Origin of the sequence: Alistipes sp. CHKCI003, assembly GCF_900021155.1 — a bacterium.
Taxonomy (GTDB): domain Bacteria; phylum Bacteroidota; class Bacteroidia; order Bacteroidales; family Rikenellaceae; genus Alistipes; species Alistipes excrementavium.
Genome location: NZ_FCNT01000012.1, coordinates 53369 through 71885 on the forward strand (window position 1 = coordinate 53369; position 18517 = coordinate 71885).

Genomic DNA, 18517 nt, shown 5'->3' on the forward strand with positions numbered 1-18517 from the left:
TCCGTAATCTTCTCATCGGTCCCGTCTCAGTCCAACGGCAACACGATATCTTCGCAATCGCCCCAGCCGTCGATATCCACATCGAATCCGCCGCCGCCTTCGGCCTCGTCGTCCGTGATAACGAGTCCCGAGACCGCGATGACGCCGCCGCGGGGCTGCGAGGCCACCTGATCGGTTACGTCGAACTCGAAGATTTTGACTTTTCCGTTCTTGAGCCTCACCTCCAGATTCAATCCGTACTTGCGCTCCGAACGTCGTCCCCGATACTCTTCGGGGCTGAAATCCGGAACTCCGAACGACGCGACGCGCGCTTCCGGCCCGAACTCTTTCAACTCGCAATCGTAGAGGATCGTCGCGGCCTCCCCGCCCGTCCGGCCGTCCCGCAGGTAAACCGCCTCGGCCATACCGGCGAGCGCTCCCCGCGCCAATGCCACGTGCTCCAGTCCCGCATCGAACTCGTAGCGCACCAAATAAGTATAGACCAGCGGTTGCAAATACGCCGCGAGCGCTACGGGGGCCGAAGTTTGCGCGGCCTCGTGCTTTTCGATCCACTCCCCGTAGAGCATGTCGGGGGCATTGACCGTCCGTTCGCCGCCATGCGTCTGGCTATATGAGGAACGGGTGCGCGTGCGGGTGGTGGCCGAAGCCGTGGCCCACGAATCCATCTCGCTGAAGACGATATAACGGGTGTCGTCGTTGCAGAACAACAGCGACTTCGGTCCCTCGCTCATCGGCAGCAGCCCGCCCTCCGCGGGCAGGTGGCGTTCCGAGCGCGTCCCGTCCGCGTTATAGACGAAAGCGGCGATGCCGGAGGCCGGCTCGGGACAGAGCGCTTCGTACGCGCAGCAAAAGACCTCTTCCGCCCAGTTGTCGTCCCAGTCCATGCCGTAGTCCCGCTCCCAGACGCACTCCCAATCGGGCCGCACCTCGACACGCACGTTCAGCCCGTGCAGTTCGTGGTCGTAGCACAAATCCTTGCGGCAGCCGCACAGCAGCGCTCCGAGACACAGCAGCAGCCCGCCTTCGTATAGATACCGGCTCATCGCGCACCTCCTTTCTTATTTACATTCCACAGCCGCCAAACGAGAGCGAATTTGAGTTTGACAGGACCGAAGTAGTTCGTGCGGCTGGTTTGCTGATAGACATAATGCCCGTCGACGGGCAGGTACTCTTCGTATTCCGTATGCAGGTAACCGATTCCGATCCCGGCTTCCAGCGAGAGACGGCGCCCGATGGGGAACATGTAGCCGTAGCTCAGGCCCGCCATGACCGCTTCGCCCTGATAACCGCGGCCCCCGTTTTCCAGATCGTACCAGCTGCCGCCCGCAAAAGCGCCTATGTAATGCCCGTGCCACGGCTTTTTCGTCCCGAACCAATAGCGGGCCTCGGGACTGATCGTAGCGATCTGGTAATATTTGTGTTTCGAGTTTTCAGACCACCAAGCGACCTCGCCCTCCAGATTGACCGACCAGCGGTCGTCGATGCGGTACTCCACCTCCAGCGAAGGCATCAAAATCGCGTCGTAAAGCAGGTTGGTCTTCAGGGCCAGCCGTTGCAGCGGTTCCCGCTCCTCGGCCTCCGGCCCCGAGGCGGCCGGCACACTGCCGGGGAGGGGACCGGACGCCGGAACCGGTTTCCGCGCGAACGCAACGGCAGGGGACACGGCGGGAACGACAGGCGGCAGCTTCTCCTGCGGCAGCGAATCGACCGTGCAGACCACTCCGATTCTCGAATTGCGCAACTGGGGAAAGAAACGCTCCTTCAGGAAACGGTAGGCCGCGCCGCCCTTCAGATCCATCAGTCGTTTTTTCCGTCCGTCGACGATCCGGCCCTGACCGTCGTAGATCCAAAGGGGGATGTTTCTCAGAATGTCCAGCACCTCTTCCCGGGCCGGAACGAAGGGCGCCGTCTCGACCATTGCGGCCAGTGTGCGCCAGTCGACCCCGTCGGCCCGCACGGTAATCAGCGAATCGGGAATCGCCGTGCGGGTGCGGATGTACGTCAGGACGTTTTGCGCACGCTTGCGGCTCAACCGGAGATTGGCCCCGTGCAGTCCGTCCGGCGACGCATTGCCTTCTATCGAAACGGACAGCAGCTTCTTAGTCGTGTCGGACGAGAGCGCCTGCAACCGTTCGACGAGTTCATCGAGCGTGCGGCGATTGTCATGCAGCGAAAGATCGAGGGTGGAATAGCCATGCCGGAAATAGACCTGCACCGAATCCGCGACGGGACGGGCCTTCACGGAGCCGCCGCAAAGGAGGATCAGGAACAATACGTATATATTCCGAAACTTCATATCGTATTCAATTCATAATCCGACACGGTACCCGCAGGTAATGGACCGACATGAATCGACATACGATGACACCCATTTATCGAACGGATACGTTACGGTTTATTCGTTCCTTAAATAAGTATATAGGAAAAAGGAAGGTATAATCCGAAAAAGGTCAGGAAAAAAGGTGTCGCTAAAAGGTTGAATTATAATTTTTTTAGAAATATTTTTGACAGATAAATAAAAACTCGTTACATTTGTGCGTAAAAACCAACGATTTAACCAACATATAATCGGTCGTTCCGGCCGGGTTTCGGACCGAAGGCACCGTAAAACCGTCGCATGCCGAGGCTTCCGGCCGCTGTGCGGTTCGAGCGTTTTGTCATGCACCGCATCTGCGAATCGCATGCAGAGGGCTCCGGCGAGGGGGGAGGGCAGGCAACCGTCCGAAGCCTCCTCGCCCGGCGACGGGCGGTTCGAAACATTCATCCGGGAAGCCGGTTCGCCGCCCGCCGTTTCCGCCACGGGCACTGCGGCATACGAGCCGCCTCGCAGACGGTTGTTGCCGGACGATCGCGGACCGGCGGCCTATCCGTCGCATCGGCCGACACGCAGCGCATTCGGCCCTATTCGGGCCCGTTCGAAATCGCCCCTTTCAGGGCAGGCGGTGTTCCACGCCCCGAAATGCGGGCGAGGCTGCGGCGAAACGGATTGCCGGCGGAAATCCCCATCCCGACGCCGTTCGCGGTCCTTACCCGACTGTCGGAAAACGATAAAAGAGGCTGTCCGCGACTTGGCGGACAGCCTCTTTTTCATACGACAGCGGCTTCTATGCCTCTGCGGACGACTCCAGCGCAAGCAGCGGAATGAAGAGGAAAAGCCCGAAGAGCACGATGCCCGCCATCCGGAGCAGCCGCTTGCCCGGCGGCATGCGGCGGCGCAATACGGCATATACCGCGGCCAACAGCGCCCCGAGCCCGAAAGCGAGACAGGAGAAGTCTCCCAAACGCGGTTTCACATATCCGTCGAGCGGCGAGGTGAACGAAAGGCTGAACGGGAAAAGATATTCCGCACGCCGCTCCCACGCTTCGGGAGCCGATTCGGGTGCGTATGCGTCGACACGCGAGTAATCGCGTGCATTCACGGCCACGAGCCGTTCGGTGCCGAGGCCCTGCAAGATCACCGTCCAGTAGAACATGTCGCCGACGATCATCATCCCCTCCTGCGCGGGGTCGAACGTCCCCACGGGCAGTTCGTGCAGCGAATAGTCCCCGGTTTCGAGGGCATAGAAACGATCGTCCTTGTCGACCAGAAAACCGAACAGCCGGCGATCGGCAAACTCCGTAACGAAAATACGACGGATCTCCAACGAGGGGGATATGTCCGTGCGGCGGACGAACGGGCGGCCCCGAACCTGCTTGAGGTGATAGACCTTAAACTCATTGTCCGCAATAAAATACCCGTTGTCATACTCCTTGCGGGTCGATGCGTTGCCGGCGACCACGCGGGCGGGGAACGCGAAACCCTCGTCCCGCATGGCGCGGGTGAAGGCATCGCTCTTCTCGCGGTCGAGGGTATTGGTCTCCATATCCACGAATTCGATCCCTTCACCCGTGATGCGGAACACGTCGGTCGGGGATTTGAAATCGACCCGGGCGGGCCTCGATTCCAGCAGTTGGTAGAGCCCGGGGCTGCGGCGGTTGATCTCGGAAGGAGAAGTGCGGAAGATGAAGCCCGAACGCTCGGCGTCGCCGACATCGACCGCAACGCCCTCGATCTGCGACGGGAAGCGCCCCTCGGAGGCGAGCTGGCGGTAGTAGAACATCGGAAGGATGCTGTCGAACTGTCGCTCGGTGTAGGTATTGCCCTTGAAATCGCGTCCGACGACCTTGCCCTCGGCGTCGTACGAAATCGACGCGAAGCTGTGCGTTATGCAACTGTAAAGCGTGAACGGCGACCATGCGGGCGAAGCGAAAAGGAACGTGTAGAACCACGGCAGCAGCCATGCCAGCAACAACACGGAAACGAGGAGCACGCCGGTCTTGATAGTCTTTATCATAAGTCTGTTGTTTTCGTTTAATCCTGACATCCCTGTTTGAACCGATGCACCGAGAGCAGAGGGAAAAACAGTACGCACAGCAGGAGCGCACAGAGCCACGGCAGCATGCCGTCGTAAGCCTGCGGCGACTCCGAGAGGAAGAAGATGCGGCAGACGCCTGCGGCAACCAGCATGTCGGCGATACGCCGCCGCCACGTCGGTTCGAGGCACACCCAAGCCGTGAGCGGATAAAGCGTCAGTCCGGCCAGATACCACGGCAGCGCCGTCAGCAGGATGCGGGCGACGAGTTCGGGAGCCAGCACGGCGCGAAAGTACGCCCACAGGGCGAACGTCTGCGCCGCGTACAGCACGACGAGCGCCGCGAGTCCGGTGCCGGTCATGAGCAGGATCATCCTCCGCTGCGGGAAAGGCAGATGAAGGGTGAGCTTCAGGCGTTTCTGGGCCATCTCGGGGACGAACTGCACCAGCGCCGTGAGGATTCCCAGCAGCACGGGCAGGTATTGGAGGAGGTCGATCAGTACGACCTCCTTTTCGAGCATGACCTGCCAGATGTGTGCGGCGCCCTTGAACGTTATCACGCGCTGGACGCGCAGCAGGGCGTAGGCGGTGAATCCGGCGAGGAACAGCGCCGCCACGAAGCAGAACCAGCGCATCTTGATCCACTCTTTGTAAAATATGGCTTTTATCATAACGTCGTGGTTTAATATTTTCCGGTCAGCCCGATAAAGGCATCTTCGAGGTTCATCGTTTCGGCTTTCAAATCGCCGCAGGCGATCCCGGCACGTTCGAGCACGCCCCGCACCGTCGCGGGCGAATCGAACGAATAGAGCTCGGCACGCCCGTTCAGCACGGCGGGATGGTAGATGCCCGCGCCGGCGGGAAGATTCATGCTCCCCTGCGGGGCTGCGAAGGTATAACGCCGGAAGGTGGCGAGCAGCTCCGAGACAGGCATCTGCACGAGGATGCTCCCGTAGTCCATGACGATGCAGTCGTCGACGAGCTTCTCCATGTCCTGAACGATGTGCGAGGTGAGGAATACGGTCTTCTCCTCGCTCTGGGCATACTCGCGCAGATATTCCACGAACAGGCGCCGGTAGCCGGGGTCGAGCCCCATCGAGAAGTCGTCGAGCACGAGCAGTTCGGCGTCCTGCGCCAGAATCAGCCCCAGCGCCACCTGCGAACGCTGACCGCAGGACATGCGCGAGATGCGCTGTCCCGGCGCCACCCGGAGCTTCTCCATCAGGCCGTAGTAGGCGTCGCGGTTCCAGCGCGGATAGAACCGCGAATAAAACCGCTCGATCTGCTCGATGGTCATGAAGGCATACTGCACATGCCCCTCGATGAGCAGCGCGATGCGCGCACGTGTCGCGGGACGCATCGTGCGGATGTCCTCGCCGAAGATCAGGCACTCCCCGCTGCGGGGCTGCAGATAGCCGCTCAGGATGTTGATCGTGGTGGTTTTCCCGGTGCCGTTCTTCCCCAAAAGTCCGAGGATCCGCCCGCGCGGAACCTCGAAACTCAGGTCTTTATAGATCAGCCGCTCCCCATAATAATGGGTCAGGCTGCGGCATTCGATTACGGAATCCGTCATGCAGGAATCAGTTCTTGAGCGACGGCGAGGTCTCGGGGATGAAATCCGCGGTCGAATCGTTCGTATCCATGTAATAGGGCGAGGAGGTCGTGCTCACGCTCTTGCGGCGGACGCTCTTGCCGAAGCGGGTCTCGTCGCCGTCGATCTTGCCGCAGTAGGTCCAGCCCGCATCGAGCAGCGGCGAAGTAACGATCCATGCGAACGACTCCTCGATCGACAGGTTCACCGCGTCGATGATCCACGAATTGGGAACTTTCCAATAGTCGTCGCTCATGGGGAATGTGCCGTAGTCGGGAACGACCATCTCGTACTCGACCGTATAGGCATAATCCGAAGCGAAACTCTCGGCGGTTACGCCTTCCCCCAGACGGCCGATCGCATACGTATAGAAACCGCGGTTGTGCCACGTCCAGAAATCGTCGGCGAAAAGCGTCGTTACGTTGGGTACGTCGGGGTTGTCCATATCTTCGTCATCGAGCGTGTTGAAATACTCGAACGTCGCCCCCGAGAGGTCGAGCGACAGCGAGTTGAACTCGGTGTGGTCGATGGCCGTGTCGGCGATGACGACCGAAGCTCCCGGAGCTACGGGGTAATCCGTACCCGAACCGGGCAGAATGAGACCGCTGTCGACGGAGAAGTAGTCCGACATGATGTCGGGCGTGTAATCGTATTTTTCGACGGTCATGAAGGCCGACTTGAAGATCACCAGTCCGTCGGCATAGAGCGTCCGGTCGGAGTTGTTGGTGATCTTCATATACTGGTCGCCGTAGTAGGGCATACCCTCGGGGGTCTCGGTGCCGGTGTAGAAGATCTCCTCGATCACGAAATCGTCGGATTTCATGGCGGCGACGGTTGTCTCGATGGTCAGCACGTCCGACGCAGCCGACACGGCGACCCCTTCGCGCGATGCTTCGATGTCGCGTTCGGCCGTATTGCCGTCGAGCGTATAGGCGATCTGTCCCGACACGGCGATGTTGTACGTCCCCTCTTCGAGGGTTGCGACGACCTCGTAAGCGCCGGTCTCCGCCTCCGTAAATTCGGTAATGCGGACTTCATCGCCCGTTTCGACCCGGGTGAAGGCACAATCGACGGAAGTCAGTTTCGGATCGGTCAGACTGATCGGCATGTTCAGCCGGAGGGTGAAATCCACGGGTACGACCTCGGTTTCGGGTTCGTCGTCTGCGCACGACACGGCGCCCGACAGCATGCCCGAGACCGCAAGTGCATAGAAAAGATGTTTGATACTCATAGGTTAAAAAATTATGTAAGTGAATGATATTCGTTTCAAAACGCGATGCCGCAGACGATGCGCGCCCGGTGCGCCGAGGTGCTGTCGCCGTACAGTTCGCCCCCGTAATCCGCTGCGAGAAAGAGCGAGATCCGACGCCGCAGCGCATAATCGGTCCGCAAGCCCAGATGGAATGCGGCGGCATCCTGCCGCCGGCGGTCGTAGTCGTGCCGCACCATGCCGACGAGCGGCGCGGCGAGGTCGGCGACGGGAAGGGTCAGTCCGGATTTCAGGCAGGCGACATATCCGCCGCCTATTTCGAAGCGGAACGACAGGCGCCGCCGCTGGAGCGCATAGCGGAAATCCGCACCGCCGCCGGCCTGCGTCAGTTCCATGTTCTGAGCAGGATAGAGGTAGTCCGACGTCCGATGCAGGTACGCGGCCCACGGGCAGAGGTACCACGCACGGTCGGCCGTCTCGACGCCGACTACGGCCTCGGCGCATCCCGTGAGGCTGCCGTATTCGAACAGCGTGAGAAAGCCCAGCGTCTCGCTTCCCTGCGACGAATTGTTGTCGTCCACGATGCCTTCGTCCCCGCGGCGGTAGTCGTAACGCACCTTCAGGGCGACACCCCAGTGCAGGCCGTCTCCCGTATCCCTCAGCCAAGCGGCTTCGGCACGGAACGCCTGCGGAACGACCTTCTGCAAAACCAGATCGGCACTGCCGGGCAGCTCCTTTTCGATCCGCAGGTATTCGTATCCAGCCACGAGGTGCAACCCCACGCGCTCCGCATCGGGCACCAGCGCGAGCGTCATACCGCAGCCGTTGCCCCGATAACGGGCTTGGGAATTGGCGTTGCCCTCGAATCCGGCATAGTGCGACCCGAGCCCCGAGAGGTGGTAAACGCCTTTCTCCCCGGCGGAATGGGCATACTGGATCTTTTCGCCCGACTGCTTGTAGACGCGCAGCGAGGCCGAAAGCCCCAGACGGTATTTCCCGATCCGCACGGAGCCGCCGGCACCCGCGTCGATGTCGATGGCGACGTTGCGGATGCGGGGATCGTGATCGCGGTATTCGTGCAGAGCCCGGGCATCGGCTTCCAGCGCCCAAGTGCATCTGCCGCTGCGATGCCCGTAACCGCCGCCGAAGACGTACTCCTCGGAGGCGAGGTCGCCGCCGATGGAGTCGGCGACGACATAGGGGAAAACCACGTCGTAGTCCGACGAGACGTTCCACACGACGTTGCGCACCGTGCCGCGCCGATAGCCGGCATTGCCCCAGACGGTACTCTTGTCGGAGAGATGCTCGTAGCTCTCGGCCGAGAAGCGTCCGAAATCGTCGCCGTCGCCCTTCTGCTGTTCGAAGGCCGTCTCCTCGCGCCGCATTTCATAGCCGACCGATATTTCGGAAAGCGAGCCGACGAAGGCTTCGCTGCGAAGTGCCGGAGCGGCATAAGCCGCAGCCGCGAGCGCCGCCACGGGCGAAGCATGTTCGCGCTGGGTGCGGAACAGCGAGACGGAATCGGCCGGCTGCGTAAAGGCGGCGACGGCATCCGTCATTCCGGCCGCAGAGAGCAGCAAGATGCACAGGAGTCTTCTCATCGTTCGGCGGCGTCCGCACCTGCGGACGCGGAGTTTTCGTACCAGAGCAAATCGATGCGAACGGTTTCCCGATCGTCGAGCAGCGCCGCACGTGTATCGGCCGTTACCTGCCGCATGTACGATTCGCCGGTGGATTTGACAATATATTCGACAGTGCTGCCGCTGCCGATTCCGATCGAATAGATTCCCTTTTGCAGGCGCACCGAGAGCACTCCGTCGCGGAAGTCGGACGAGGCGATCGACCGTCTCGTGTTGGCGTTGGTGAAGACCGCCGTAGCCTGCAAGCGCACCATTTGCAGGGAATCGGGCAGCTGGACCGCGAGCGTCGCATCGGTAAACAGAGCCTCCGTATCCTTTTCCACGCAAGAACAGAGCACGGCGCCGCACGACAGGAGGGTTAAAAACATTCGCTTCATAGCGTCATAATCTGAAATTGACCTCCATGCCGAAATAGGGCGAAGCATGACGACGCACGCGCACGCCGTCGACCACATAGCTCGGCATGTAATTGAACATCTGCGTAACGAACATGGCCGCCATCACCTTCTCGCGGAAAAGTTTTTTGGTAACTTTCAGGTTGGTAGTCATGTAGAAAGGCACGTTTTCCCACCGGTAAGCCGCCTCGTTGTAGGAGCGGATGAGCCATTTGAGCAAAGGATCGGCGGCCGACTCGTCCGTATAGGCATGGACCGCTCCGTCGGGGCCGAAATAAGCGAACGGGCGGCTGCTTTTGAAACCGTTGTACTGCCGGTAATGCCACCGGCACTGGAACGTGAACGAAAAGCCCAGCCCCAGACGGGGTATGTCGGTGTCAATCATGAAATTGGTGTGCCACATCTCCCGTATATAATTTCCGTCGGAAGCATAGATTCCGGTGTAGACCAGCGACTTGCCGTTGATGACCGTCTCGGGGTTGTAATATACCGGATCGCTGTTGTCGTATTCGGTGCGGAACCATGCGCCCGTGATCGTCAGGCGGGTGCGCAGCGACTCGATACGCTGCGAGGAAAAGGTGAACTCGACGCCCCGCTTGCGGGTACGGCTGCCGTTCGTAACAGTCGCCGACGCACGCACCAACGTATCGATCGTATAGGGCATGCCGTCGAGCGAAGGAGGGCCCGTAAGCTGCGTGTCGTCCACTCCGCTGTAATCGTACTGCTTGCGGGTGTAGCTCGCATAGCGGTTCGCCGTGCGGAAGCCCGACTCCATATCCTCCTCGAAATAGGTGAACGACAATCGGTTGCCATCCAGTGTGATGTCGCCGCGCACCTCCCATTTGAAATTGCGCGCCGCACCGAGCGAATAGTTCGTCGGATCGACGACATAAGTTACCATGTTGATGCGGCGGAAGGCGGGATCGGAGTGGTAGTAATTGAGCTGCTGGAAATCGTAGTAGAGCGGGGCGGGGTAGAGCTGGCTCATGGTCGGGGTTTTCGTGTGCCATCCCACGCCGCCCGAAACGGCGGTCTCCAGCGTGCGGCGGCCGAGCTTCGCCGCCGGGAAGGAGAAGCGCACGTTCGCACGGGGATCGAAATAGAATCGCCCCCGCAAGGCATATGCTTCGGAGAGGTTGAGCATGGTCGTAACGCGCACGCCGGCCATCACGTCGAGCCGCGAGCGGCCGAGCTTGACCGACGTGTCGTCCTCGACGAACAGACCGAGATCGTGCTGCGCCGGAATATCGCTGTATGCGCGCGGCCGCGTCGAAGCGTCGGACGAGAGAGGCCGCAGCATGTCGTAGACCTGTCCGCGCCCGAGATTTTTGTCCAGCGACCAGTCGGCACCCGCGATGATCGTGCTGCTGGTCGTGGCGCTCTCGATCCCGAACTTCGCCACAGCCTTGGCATAGGCGTTCAGGGGTTGTCCGTCGACCGTCAGATCGGCGATGTAGCTGGGTTCGAGAAACTGGGCGTCGTGCTCGCCCGGGGAGAGACTGTTGGGCACGGCCGTCGGGCGCGTAACCTGACAGAACTTGCGCCGTTCGATACGGTCGCGGGAGTAATCGACCGAAGCGACGACCTCCAAGGCGCGGAAGAATCCGTCGTCCTTCGACATATAGTCGAAATCGGCGCTCAGAGCGAAGCGGTTGTATTCGGATTTGAATTCGTCGAGGTTGCCGTTGTTGCTCTCGGGATCGACCTTGCGGTTGTCGAACGATCCGGTATAATCGAGATTGGTCCCCAGTGCGATCGTATGGCCGGAAAAGCCGTCCCATGTCTTGTGGACACGCAGCGACCCGGTCAGACGCTTGTAGTTTTCGAGTTTGTTGCGGGGGTCGGCCTTCGAATCGAGCAGGTCGGCGCCGAGGTTGACCGTAAGGCGGCGGTCGGGAATCTCGAATCCCTTGCCCAGATAGAACAATTTGCTGTCCATATCGGCCTTGAAACGGGCTGCGAGTGCATTTCCGCCCCGTTTGCGCTCGATCTTGACCAGTCCGCTGGTCAGATCGCCGTACTCGACCGAGGGGATGCCGCGGACGATCTCGACATGCCGGATCTCGTCGGTCGAAATCGACCGCATGTCGACACCTTTATTTATAAAGGTCTTGCGTTCGAGCAGCTGGTCGATCCCGGGAACGTACTGCATGTTGGCGTCGTTGCGCACGGGTGCGCCGTCGATGACGAAGGAGGTGCCGAGCGACGAGGTGGCGTAATCGTCGTCCGAAACGCCGATCTCGCGCAGGTGAATCGTATTGGGTTCCGACAGCTGCGGCGAAGAAGAGGAACCGCCCGGAAGCAGCGCCAGCAGGTCGGCGAAACTCGACGGCTGGATGTGCTCCATCGCCTTGCGGTCGATCGTCGAAGAACTGGTGCCGCCCTTCGATTCGGAGGCCGTAACGACGACGTCGCGGATGGCGAAGGCGAACGCACGCAGCCGCACCTCATAGTGCGACGGTCCTTCACCGGCGGATTCGACCGTCATATGCCGGGTCTCATATCCGACATATGCGATGCTCGCATCGTACAGGCCGGCCGGAAGCGCGAAGGTGCATTTTCCGGTAAAGTCGGTCGTCGCGGCATGTATCTTGCCGCTGCCGCGAGCTTTCAGCTCGACTGTGGCGTATGCCAGAGGTTCCGACAGGGTGTCCGTAACCTCGAACTCGATCTCGATGCCCGCAGCGGGCTGGCCGTATGCCGGAGACGCCAGCAATGCCATACCGAAAAAATATGTCAGACAACGCAAGAATCGCATCACAATTTCCATTCGCAAAGCGAGACAAAGGTAGGCACGACGCACAAACGGAGCAATCGTCAGTTTTAGGTATATTTCCGGTCCAATCCGTCGGCAACCATGCACCGATGCGGCCCCCATATACCGAAAACAGGGGACGACGGGGCGCAAAAGCAGCATCCGGACGGAAAAGAGCGGATGCGGAATCCCGCACGCGAGGGGAGGAGCCGTATGCGGCCGCACTGCCGACGGGAGGGAAATCGGATGCGAAAAAGGGCTGTCTTACACGTTTTAGACAGCCCTTTTTCATCCATACTGTATTCGGGAACTTTTCCGAATACGCAATTCCCAGAGGGTTGAAAATACTTGTTGGACAACCCTTATTCAATCGTACCGCCATTCCGGAGTTTGTCCGAACAGGCAATGCCCGAAGGGTAAAAAACTTGCCGGACAGCCTCTCCCGCTCACGGACGGCCGCTCCGTCTGCGCTGCGCCCGGTCCTTGCGGCGGCACTCTTTTTCGTCCAGCACCTTCCTGACGTCCTCGTGCTCGTCGCGGAACTTGGCGAACGTGTCCCGCGAGATGCCGAAACGCCTGCATATATCGCCGATCGAGCGGTCGCGTTTCAACATGTCGACGATGATATGCCGGTTGTCGAGCAGGATGTTCCTCTTCGTATAGCTGCCTTTCTTTCGTCCGAGCACGGCCCCTTCGGCCTTTCTCAGGGCAAGAGCCTCTTTCGTCCGCATCGAAATCAGGCTGTGTTCGATTTCCGCCACCAATCCGAAGGCGAAGCAGAGCACTTTGCTGTTGATGGTATTGTCGAACGAATACCCCTCTTTGGTCGTGTAGAGGTTGATGCCCTTCTCCAGACACTTGCCCATGATGGCCATAATGTCCGTCAACGTCCGGCTCAGGCGCGACACCTCCGTGATAATGAGCGTATCGCCGTATTTCATGCGCTGCAACAGACCGCCGAGCTTGCGGTCGCTGCGTTTTTTCTTGCCGCTGACGACTTCCGTTACCCAATGGCTGACGAAAAGATTTCTACTGTCGGCGAAACGCCGGATTTCATCCTCTTGGTTAGCCAAGTGCTGTTTGCTGGTGCTAACTCTCAAATAGCCTACGATCATACTTATTTAACTATTTTACGGAAGCTGCATTGCCCCCGTTTTCACCGAGTAATATTAAGGCATTATAGCAGCAAACAGCGTATTTCAGAACAATAATGGTGCAAATGTATGAAAGAAATAGGTCGTTCTATGGCAGAATACGAAGAGCAGACATGGAAATCGGCTTCCGAGGCTGTTCTTTCCCCTGCCTGCAAAGGCTGCTCGACACACCGCACCGACGGACGGCGATCCATGCGCGGGTTCATCGACACGGATTGCAGCGAGACGGGGCGGAGCGCAATGCAGCGGCAGGCCCCGTTCGGAAGCGCCGAAAATTTTTTCGTTCTTTAGCCGCTTGTTTGCAGAACCATAGCCCGACGACGCTCTTCCGAAGGGTCGGCATGCCCTTTTATGGCATCAATGATGTATGTGAACATACGCCCGTAAGGTCGAATGATCGCACGTTCCGACGGCTAACGAGGCGATACAAACGATTACGGTTCAACCGATTTTTTCACTAAATCAACTAAATTTACAAAACTGCCATGAAAAAACAGTACTTTTCCGCCGCACTCGCAGCGACTTTGCTTTTCGCAGGCTTCGGCTTCACGGCCTGCGACGACGATGACGACAATGTCGCTCCCGGGACCCGGCCGACGATCAAATTCGAAAACGTAGTCGCCACGAAAAATTACGTTCAGAGCGGCAGCTTCGACGCCGTGAACCCCGGTGCCAGCACGACCTTCACGTTCCACGCCGCCAAGGGCGAGCGCCTGATGCTCGCGTCCATGTACGGTTATTCGAACGACCTTTTCTTCGCACCCGAAAATCCGGGCATCCGGCTCTTCGACGATTCGGGCGTTCCGTACACGGGCGTCATTGCCGATGCCGTGAAACTCTGGGACAACGGTACACGTGTCAACGAACAGCCCGGGCCGGATGTCAACCATCCGGGAGTGGCTCAGGCGGGCGTCGTAACCGAAGTCAACGGCACGGACGCGGAGGGGCACAGCTACCTGCCTGCCTCCAGCCTGTTTCAGGTGAGCCTGAGCTTCGATGCCGTGCAGTCGCTCTTCACCTGCACGATCACGAACATCTCGGAAGGCACGGCCAATGAGACCCCCTTCTCGGCCGGCGTCTACGTCGTATCGAACATTCTCGACGACAAGCTCGTGATGGACGAACCCTTCTTCAGCGCCGGTCAGAAATCGGGCGCCGAGCTGACCAAGCTGGCCGAGGAGGGCGATGTCGATCCGCTCAAGACGCTCGTAACGAGCCAGACCGGGATCATAACCACCCTTATGAGCGCCATCGTCGTCGTGTATACGGGCGACACCAACCCCATCTACACACTCGGCGAAAAGGATGCGCAGCTCGGTCTGTCGGCACTCGCACAGCGCGGCGACCCCGCGCCCTTGCAGGCTTCGCTGGAAAAAGTACCGCAGGTCCGCAAGATCTACGTCATCAAACAGACCGTGCAACCCAAGGAGAGCATGGAGTGCACGTACGAAGCGGCAGCCAACGAGAAAATCGCTTTCGCCACCATGTTCGGCTATTCGAACGACTGGTTCTTCGCCAACAACGCGGAACTTCCCGCGCTGACCAAAGGCGACGTTACGAGCAAGACGGTGCTGCTGGACGACGGCACGGCCGTGAGCCAATACCCGGGAGCCGGCAATGCGCAATCCATCTTCGACGGGACGGTGATGCCCGAAGACGAAGCGATCAGCGTCGTGGGCGACACGTTCCCGGTACCGTCCGTGGACCAGATCGTGAAGATTACGATCTACTGAGGCCGGACACCGTACCGACCGCAGCCGGAGCCGCACGACGCGCTCCGGTTTTTTTTGCCGCGCACGACGCACGAGGACACGCACGGTAGCGCATACAGCCGCCGCAGCGACGCAAGCGGCATATTTTTTGCCTCCGTACGGTCGTATCAAAACTTTTCGAGCTATGTCGATTCTTCGTTCACAAGAGGGTAAAGGTACCGTCGCCGTCGAAAAACAGACGGCGAAAATTCCTTCGATCGTTTATTTCGCCGCGGGGATGATTCCTCTGGCGGCCTCCGCGTGTCTGATGCACCGCAAACGTCCGCATGCAGCGCTGGCGGTGGGGCAATGGGCGGCACCTCTGCTGATTATGGGGCTGTACAACAAACTGGTCAAAACAGAAGGCCACGACTGACGGCCGCACCGGCGGAGAAGGGGGGGGGAGGTGTCGACGAAGACACCTCCCCCTTCCACGTGTGCCGGAACCGGCAAAATACGAAGCACCGGGCTCACGGCGAAGGGAGTGTGCCTGCCGTGCGATTCCGGGCCGCGATACCGGAAATACTGAAGCGGTCTCCCGTCATGGCACGCGCCGGTCCTTTTCCCGGAGCAAGGCGAAGGAGCCGACGTCCGGACGGCCGCACCGGCGACACGTTTTTCTACCGCGCGAAGAGTTCGCCCCGCCTTCCGCTCCTTAGGGAAACGCATGTCCGGAAAAGACACCGAACGGCGGTACGAACAAAAAGAGGCTGTCCGACAACATTCGGACAGCCTCTTTTTCGGTCGAGCCGTGAGAAAGGAAATGCACCGTCTGCTGCTTTTCGCATACCTTCGTGCCGGACGTTCCCGCAGCTCGCGGAGCGGGGCGGCGCACCCTTTCGCGGCGAAGCGCGCCGGCGCTGCGGCGAAAGACGCCTGCGGACCGCTACATGCCGGTGCCGTTCATCGCAAGAATATAGGCGTTGAGATAGGTGGCGAAAGCCAGCCAACAGAGATAGGGTGCGAACAACCAAGCGGCACCGGTACGCACCTTCGCGCTGCGCACTGCATACAGCAGCGCCAACGCATCGAGCACCACGATGTCGATCATGCCCAACAGCGGGCTGCGGCACACGAAAAACAGGATGCTCCACAGGAAATTGAACCCCAACTGGAAAAACCAAATCGTCATCACGCCTTTGCGCGCATGCGCACCGGAGTTCAGCACCAGACCTGCGGAGATGCCCATGCAGAGATAAATGATGCTCCATGCGATCGGAAAGACGACGTCCGGGGGTGTCAAAGCCGGCTTTATCAGATAGGGATACCAATATTCGATCGAATCGCTCTGCAACCATCCCGCAAGCCCGCCCAGCACGAAGCAGAGGAGCGTCGGGAGAATATATGCCATCGCTTTTTTCATGGTTCGGACGTTTTTAAGTGCGACGTTGCAAAATCGGTGCCCGATTTTTCGCGGGCGGCTTCCGCAGGGGACCGGTCCGCACGGCCCCGCCGCCCCGGGCTCCCGATCACGACCGTTTGCGGTAGCTCGCCGCGGCCCATGCGTTCGAAAGCACCGCGAACACGGCCAGCGCAGCATAGTCGGCCCGCAGTTCGGCGACGGTCGACCCCTTGAGATAGACCGCCCGCATGATTCCGACGAAATAACGGGGCGGCAGAAACCGGGTCAGCGTCTTCGCCCAGCCGGGCATGGACTCCACGGGCGTGATCAGGCCGCTCATCATCATGAAGATCATCACGAAAAAGAACATCACGAACATCGTCTGCTGCATGGTCGACGAGTAGTTGGCCGCAATCACGCCGACGCCCGACATGGTGAAAACGAAGAGCGCGGCGGCCAGATAGACGGCCCCCAGCGACCCCGCAGGCGACAGTCCGTAGACGATCCGCGCCAGCAACATCGCCAGCGTCAGCACGGCGAACCCGACGACCCAATAGGGGATGAGTTTCGCCAGCGTGAAGCTCAGACGGCTGACGGGCGTAACGTTGATCTGCTCGATCGTGCCGGTCTCCTTTTCGCCCACCAGATTCAGCGCGGGCAGAAAGCCGCACAGCATGATGAGGAGCATGATCATCAGCGCCGGAATCATGTAGAAGCGGTATTCCAGCGTCGGATTGTAGCGGTTCTGCACCACGACCGGTTCCGCGAGCGGCTGCAATCCCCGATCGGCGCGCAGTTCGGAGAGGGTCTGCGTCAACGTCTGCATCAGATATTGCATGCCGAGGCTCCCCTTCACGGCATTGACGCCGTTGGCCGAAATCCGCACCCGCTCCGCAGGGCCTCCGGCCGCCGAGCGCCCGAAGCCGTCGGGGACCTCGACGACGACGTCCGCCGCGCCCTCGTCGAGCGCTGCCAGAGCCGCGTCGTAGCGGTCGAACGTACCTCGCAGCGTGAAACAGTCCGAAGCGGCGATTTTCCGGACGAGCCGCTCCGAAGCGGACGAACGGTCGCTGTCGACCACCGCCACGTCGATGTGCCGCACGTCCATGGTCGTAACCCACGGGATGACGAGCATCACCACGAGCGGAAAGAGCAGAACCAGCTTCGGCAGAAACGGACTGCGCACGAACTGGCGCAGTTCCTTGTCGAGTAAAACACGGAGGGTTCTCATCGTCATTCGAGTTTGTCGTTGAATTTCCGGATCGCCGCGGCGGTCAGCACGGCCGTCATCGCGGCGAGGATAGCGACCTCCTTCATCACGGCGGCGAACGGAAGCCCTTCGATCATCAGCTTGCGGACCGCCTCGATGTACCAGCGGGTCGGCACGGCGCACGACACGACCCGAAGGATGCGGGGCATGTTCTCGATCGGAAAGGCCAGCCCCGAAAGCATGACCACGGGCATCAGGAGCAACATGCCCGAGATGAGCAGCGCCGTGGCCTGTTTGTCGGCGAAGGTCGAGATGAGCAGTCCGAAGGCCAGCGCCAGCAAGAGGTAGAGCAGCGACAGGCAGGCGATGCCCGCGAGATTGCCCGACAAGGGAACCTCCAGCACGCAGCGCGCCAGCAGTGGGATCGTCGCCAGATTGAAGCACGAAAGCAGAAAATAGGGCACCATCTTCGCCGCGACGATCCGCAGCGGCCGCACGGGCGACACGAGCAGCACCTCCATCGTGCCCGTCTCCTTTTCGCGGACGATCGACACGGAGGTCATCATGGCGCAGATGAGCATGAAGATCATGCCCATGATGCCCGGCACGAAATTGTACGAACTCTTCATCTGCGGATTGTAGAGCAGGCGCGTCTCCGGAAGCGGGCCGCTCCGCACGTCCGCCGTCAGCACGCTTTGCAGGTACCCCGCACCGGCCGACGCCGTATTCGTGTTCGAAGCGTCGAAGACGAGCTGCACGGCTTCGCCGGCCGCTTCTCCGAGCTCCAGTGCATTCATCCGCCGGTCGTAGTCCGCGGCGAAAACCGCCACGGCATCCGCTTCGCCCGAGCGGAGCACGGCGTCGATCTGCGTGCCGTCGACATAACCGCGAAGCGTGAAACAGGGGTTGGCCGCAATCCGTCGGACCGCCTGCCGGACCCCTTCGGTGCGATGGGGCGCCACGACGGCCACGCGGACGTCGGTTACCTCGGTGGACATGGCGAACCCGAACAACAACACCTGAATCACAGGCATCAGCAGCACGATCAGCATCGTGCGCGGATCGCGCAGAATGTGGAGCGTCTCCTTTCTGACAAACGACATGAATCCCCTCATGA

General features: G+C 60.2%; 15 protein-coding genes. 2 read left to right on the forward strand and 13 right to left on the reverse strand.

The window, feature by feature from the left end; genetic code table 11:
• Window positions 1-26 precede the first annotated feature (26 nt).
• The 10 genes from BN3659_RS01455 to BN3659_RS01500 all read right to left on the reverse strand — a co-directional run bounded on the left by BN3659_RS01455 (window position 27) and on the right by BN3659_RS01500 (window position 13058).
• A complete protein-coding gene (locus BN3659_RS01455; RefSeq protein ID WP_091533983.1) occupies window positions 27-1043 on the reverse strand; it encodes a DUF5119 domain-containing protein in 1017 nt (338 codons plus the stop codon).
• Window positions 1040-2296 carry a DUF3575 domain-containing protein gene (locus tag BN3659_RS01460; protein ID WP_091533984.1) on the reverse strand — a complete coding sequence of 419 codons (1257 nt, stop codon included), beginning with the start codon at window positions 2294-2296 and terminating at the stop codon, window positions 1040-1042. Before BN3659_RS01460 ends, BN3659_RS01455 begins: the two co-directional genes overlap by 4 nt.
• An 808-nt stretch (window positions 2297-3104) precedes the next feature.
• Window positions 3105-4334, reverse strand: a complete 1230-nt coding sequence (locus tag BN3659_RS01465) for a DUF4857 domain-containing protein (RefSeq protein ID WP_091533985.1) — start codon at window positions 4332-4334, stop codon at window positions 3105-3107.
• A gap of 17 nt (window positions 4335-4351) precedes the next feature.
• Complete coding sequence (locus BN3659_RS01470) at window positions 4352-5023, reverse strand: hypothetical protein (RefSeq protein ID WP_091533987.1); 672 nt, start codon at window positions 5021-5023, stop codon at window positions 4352-4354.
• An 11-nt stretch (window positions 5024-5034) separates the two neighbouring features.
• Window positions 5035-5925 carry an ABC transporter ATP-binding protein gene (locus tag BN3659_RS01475; RefSeq protein WP_091533989.1) on the reverse strand — a complete coding sequence of 297 codons (891 nt, stop codon included), beginning with the start codon at window positions 5923-5925 and terminating at the stop codon, window positions 5035-5037.
• Between the two features lie 7 nt (window positions 5926-5932).
• Window positions 5933-7174, reverse strand: coding sequence for a DUF4876 domain-containing protein (locus BN3659_RS01480; RefSeq protein ID WP_091533991.1), 1242 nt, complete (start codon window positions 7172-7174; stop codon window positions 5933-5935).
• 35 nt (window positions 7175-7209) lie between these two features.
• Entirely contained in the window at window positions 7210-8754 is a 1545-nt protein-coding gene (locus BN3659_RS01485; protein ID WP_091533992.1) for a DUF6850 family outer membrane beta-barrel protein, read from the reverse strand.
• On the reverse strand, window positions 8751-9170 hold the full coding sequence (locus tag BN3659_RS01490) for a hypothetical protein (RefSeq protein WP_141682446.1): 420 nt from the start codon (window positions 9168-9170) through the stop codon (window positions 8751-8753). Before BN3659_RS01490 ends, BN3659_RS01485 begins: the two co-directional genes overlap by 4 nt.
• Window positions 9171-9174: 4 nt before the next feature.
• Window positions 9175-11910 carry a TonB-dependent receptor gene (locus tag BN3659_RS01495; RefSeq protein ID WP_171847672.1) on the reverse strand — a complete coding sequence of 912 codons (2736 nt, stop codon included), beginning with the start codon at window positions 11908-11910 and terminating at the stop codon, window positions 9175-9177.
• A gap of 479 nt (window positions 11911-12389) precedes the next feature.
• A complete protein-coding gene (locus tag BN3659_RS01500) occupies window positions 12390-13058 on the reverse strand; it encodes a recombinase family protein (RefSeq protein ID WP_091533997.1) in 669 nt (222 codons plus the stop codon).
• A 524-nt stretch (window positions 13059-13582) separates the two neighbouring features.
• Here BN3659_RS01500 and BN3659_RS01510 point away from each other — a divergent pair.
• Together BN3659_RS01510 and BN3659_RS01515 are read left to right on the forward strand one after the other, a co-directional pair.
• A complete protein-coding gene (locus BN3659_RS01510) occupies window positions 13583-14830 on the forward strand; it encodes a spondin domain-containing protein (protein ID WP_091534001.1) in 1248 nt (415 codons plus the stop codon).
• 163 nt (window positions 14831-14993) lie between these two features.
• On the forward strand, window positions 14994-15224 hold the full coding sequence (locus BN3659_RS01515; RefSeq protein ID WP_091534003.1) for a hypothetical protein: 231 nt from the start codon (window positions 14994-14996) through the stop codon (window positions 15222-15224).
• A gap of 510 nt (window positions 15225-15734) precedes the next feature.
• Here the strand turns inward: BN3659_RS01515 and BN3659_RS01520 are convergent.
• The 3 genes from BN3659_RS01520 to BN3659_RS01530 form a co-directional block, all read right to left on the reverse strand.
• A complete protein-coding gene (locus tag BN3659_RS01520; protein WP_091534004.1) occupies window positions 15735-16211 on the reverse strand; it encodes a TspO/MBR family protein in 477 nt (158 codons plus the stop codon).
• Between the two features lie 106 nt (window positions 16212-16317).
• Window positions 16318-17421 carry an ABC transporter permease gene (locus BN3659_RS01525; RefSeq protein WP_091534292.1) on the reverse strand — a complete coding sequence of 368 codons (1104 nt, stop codon included), beginning with the start codon at window positions 17419-17421 and terminating at the stop codon, window positions 16318-16320.
• A gap of 2 nt (window positions 17422-17423) precedes the next feature.
• Window positions 17424-18515, reverse strand: a complete 1092-nt coding sequence (locus BN3659_RS01530) for an ABC transporter permease (RefSeq protein ID WP_091534294.1) — start codon at window positions 18513-18515, stop codon at window positions 17424-17426.
• Window positions 18516-18517: the final 2 nt, after the last annotated feature.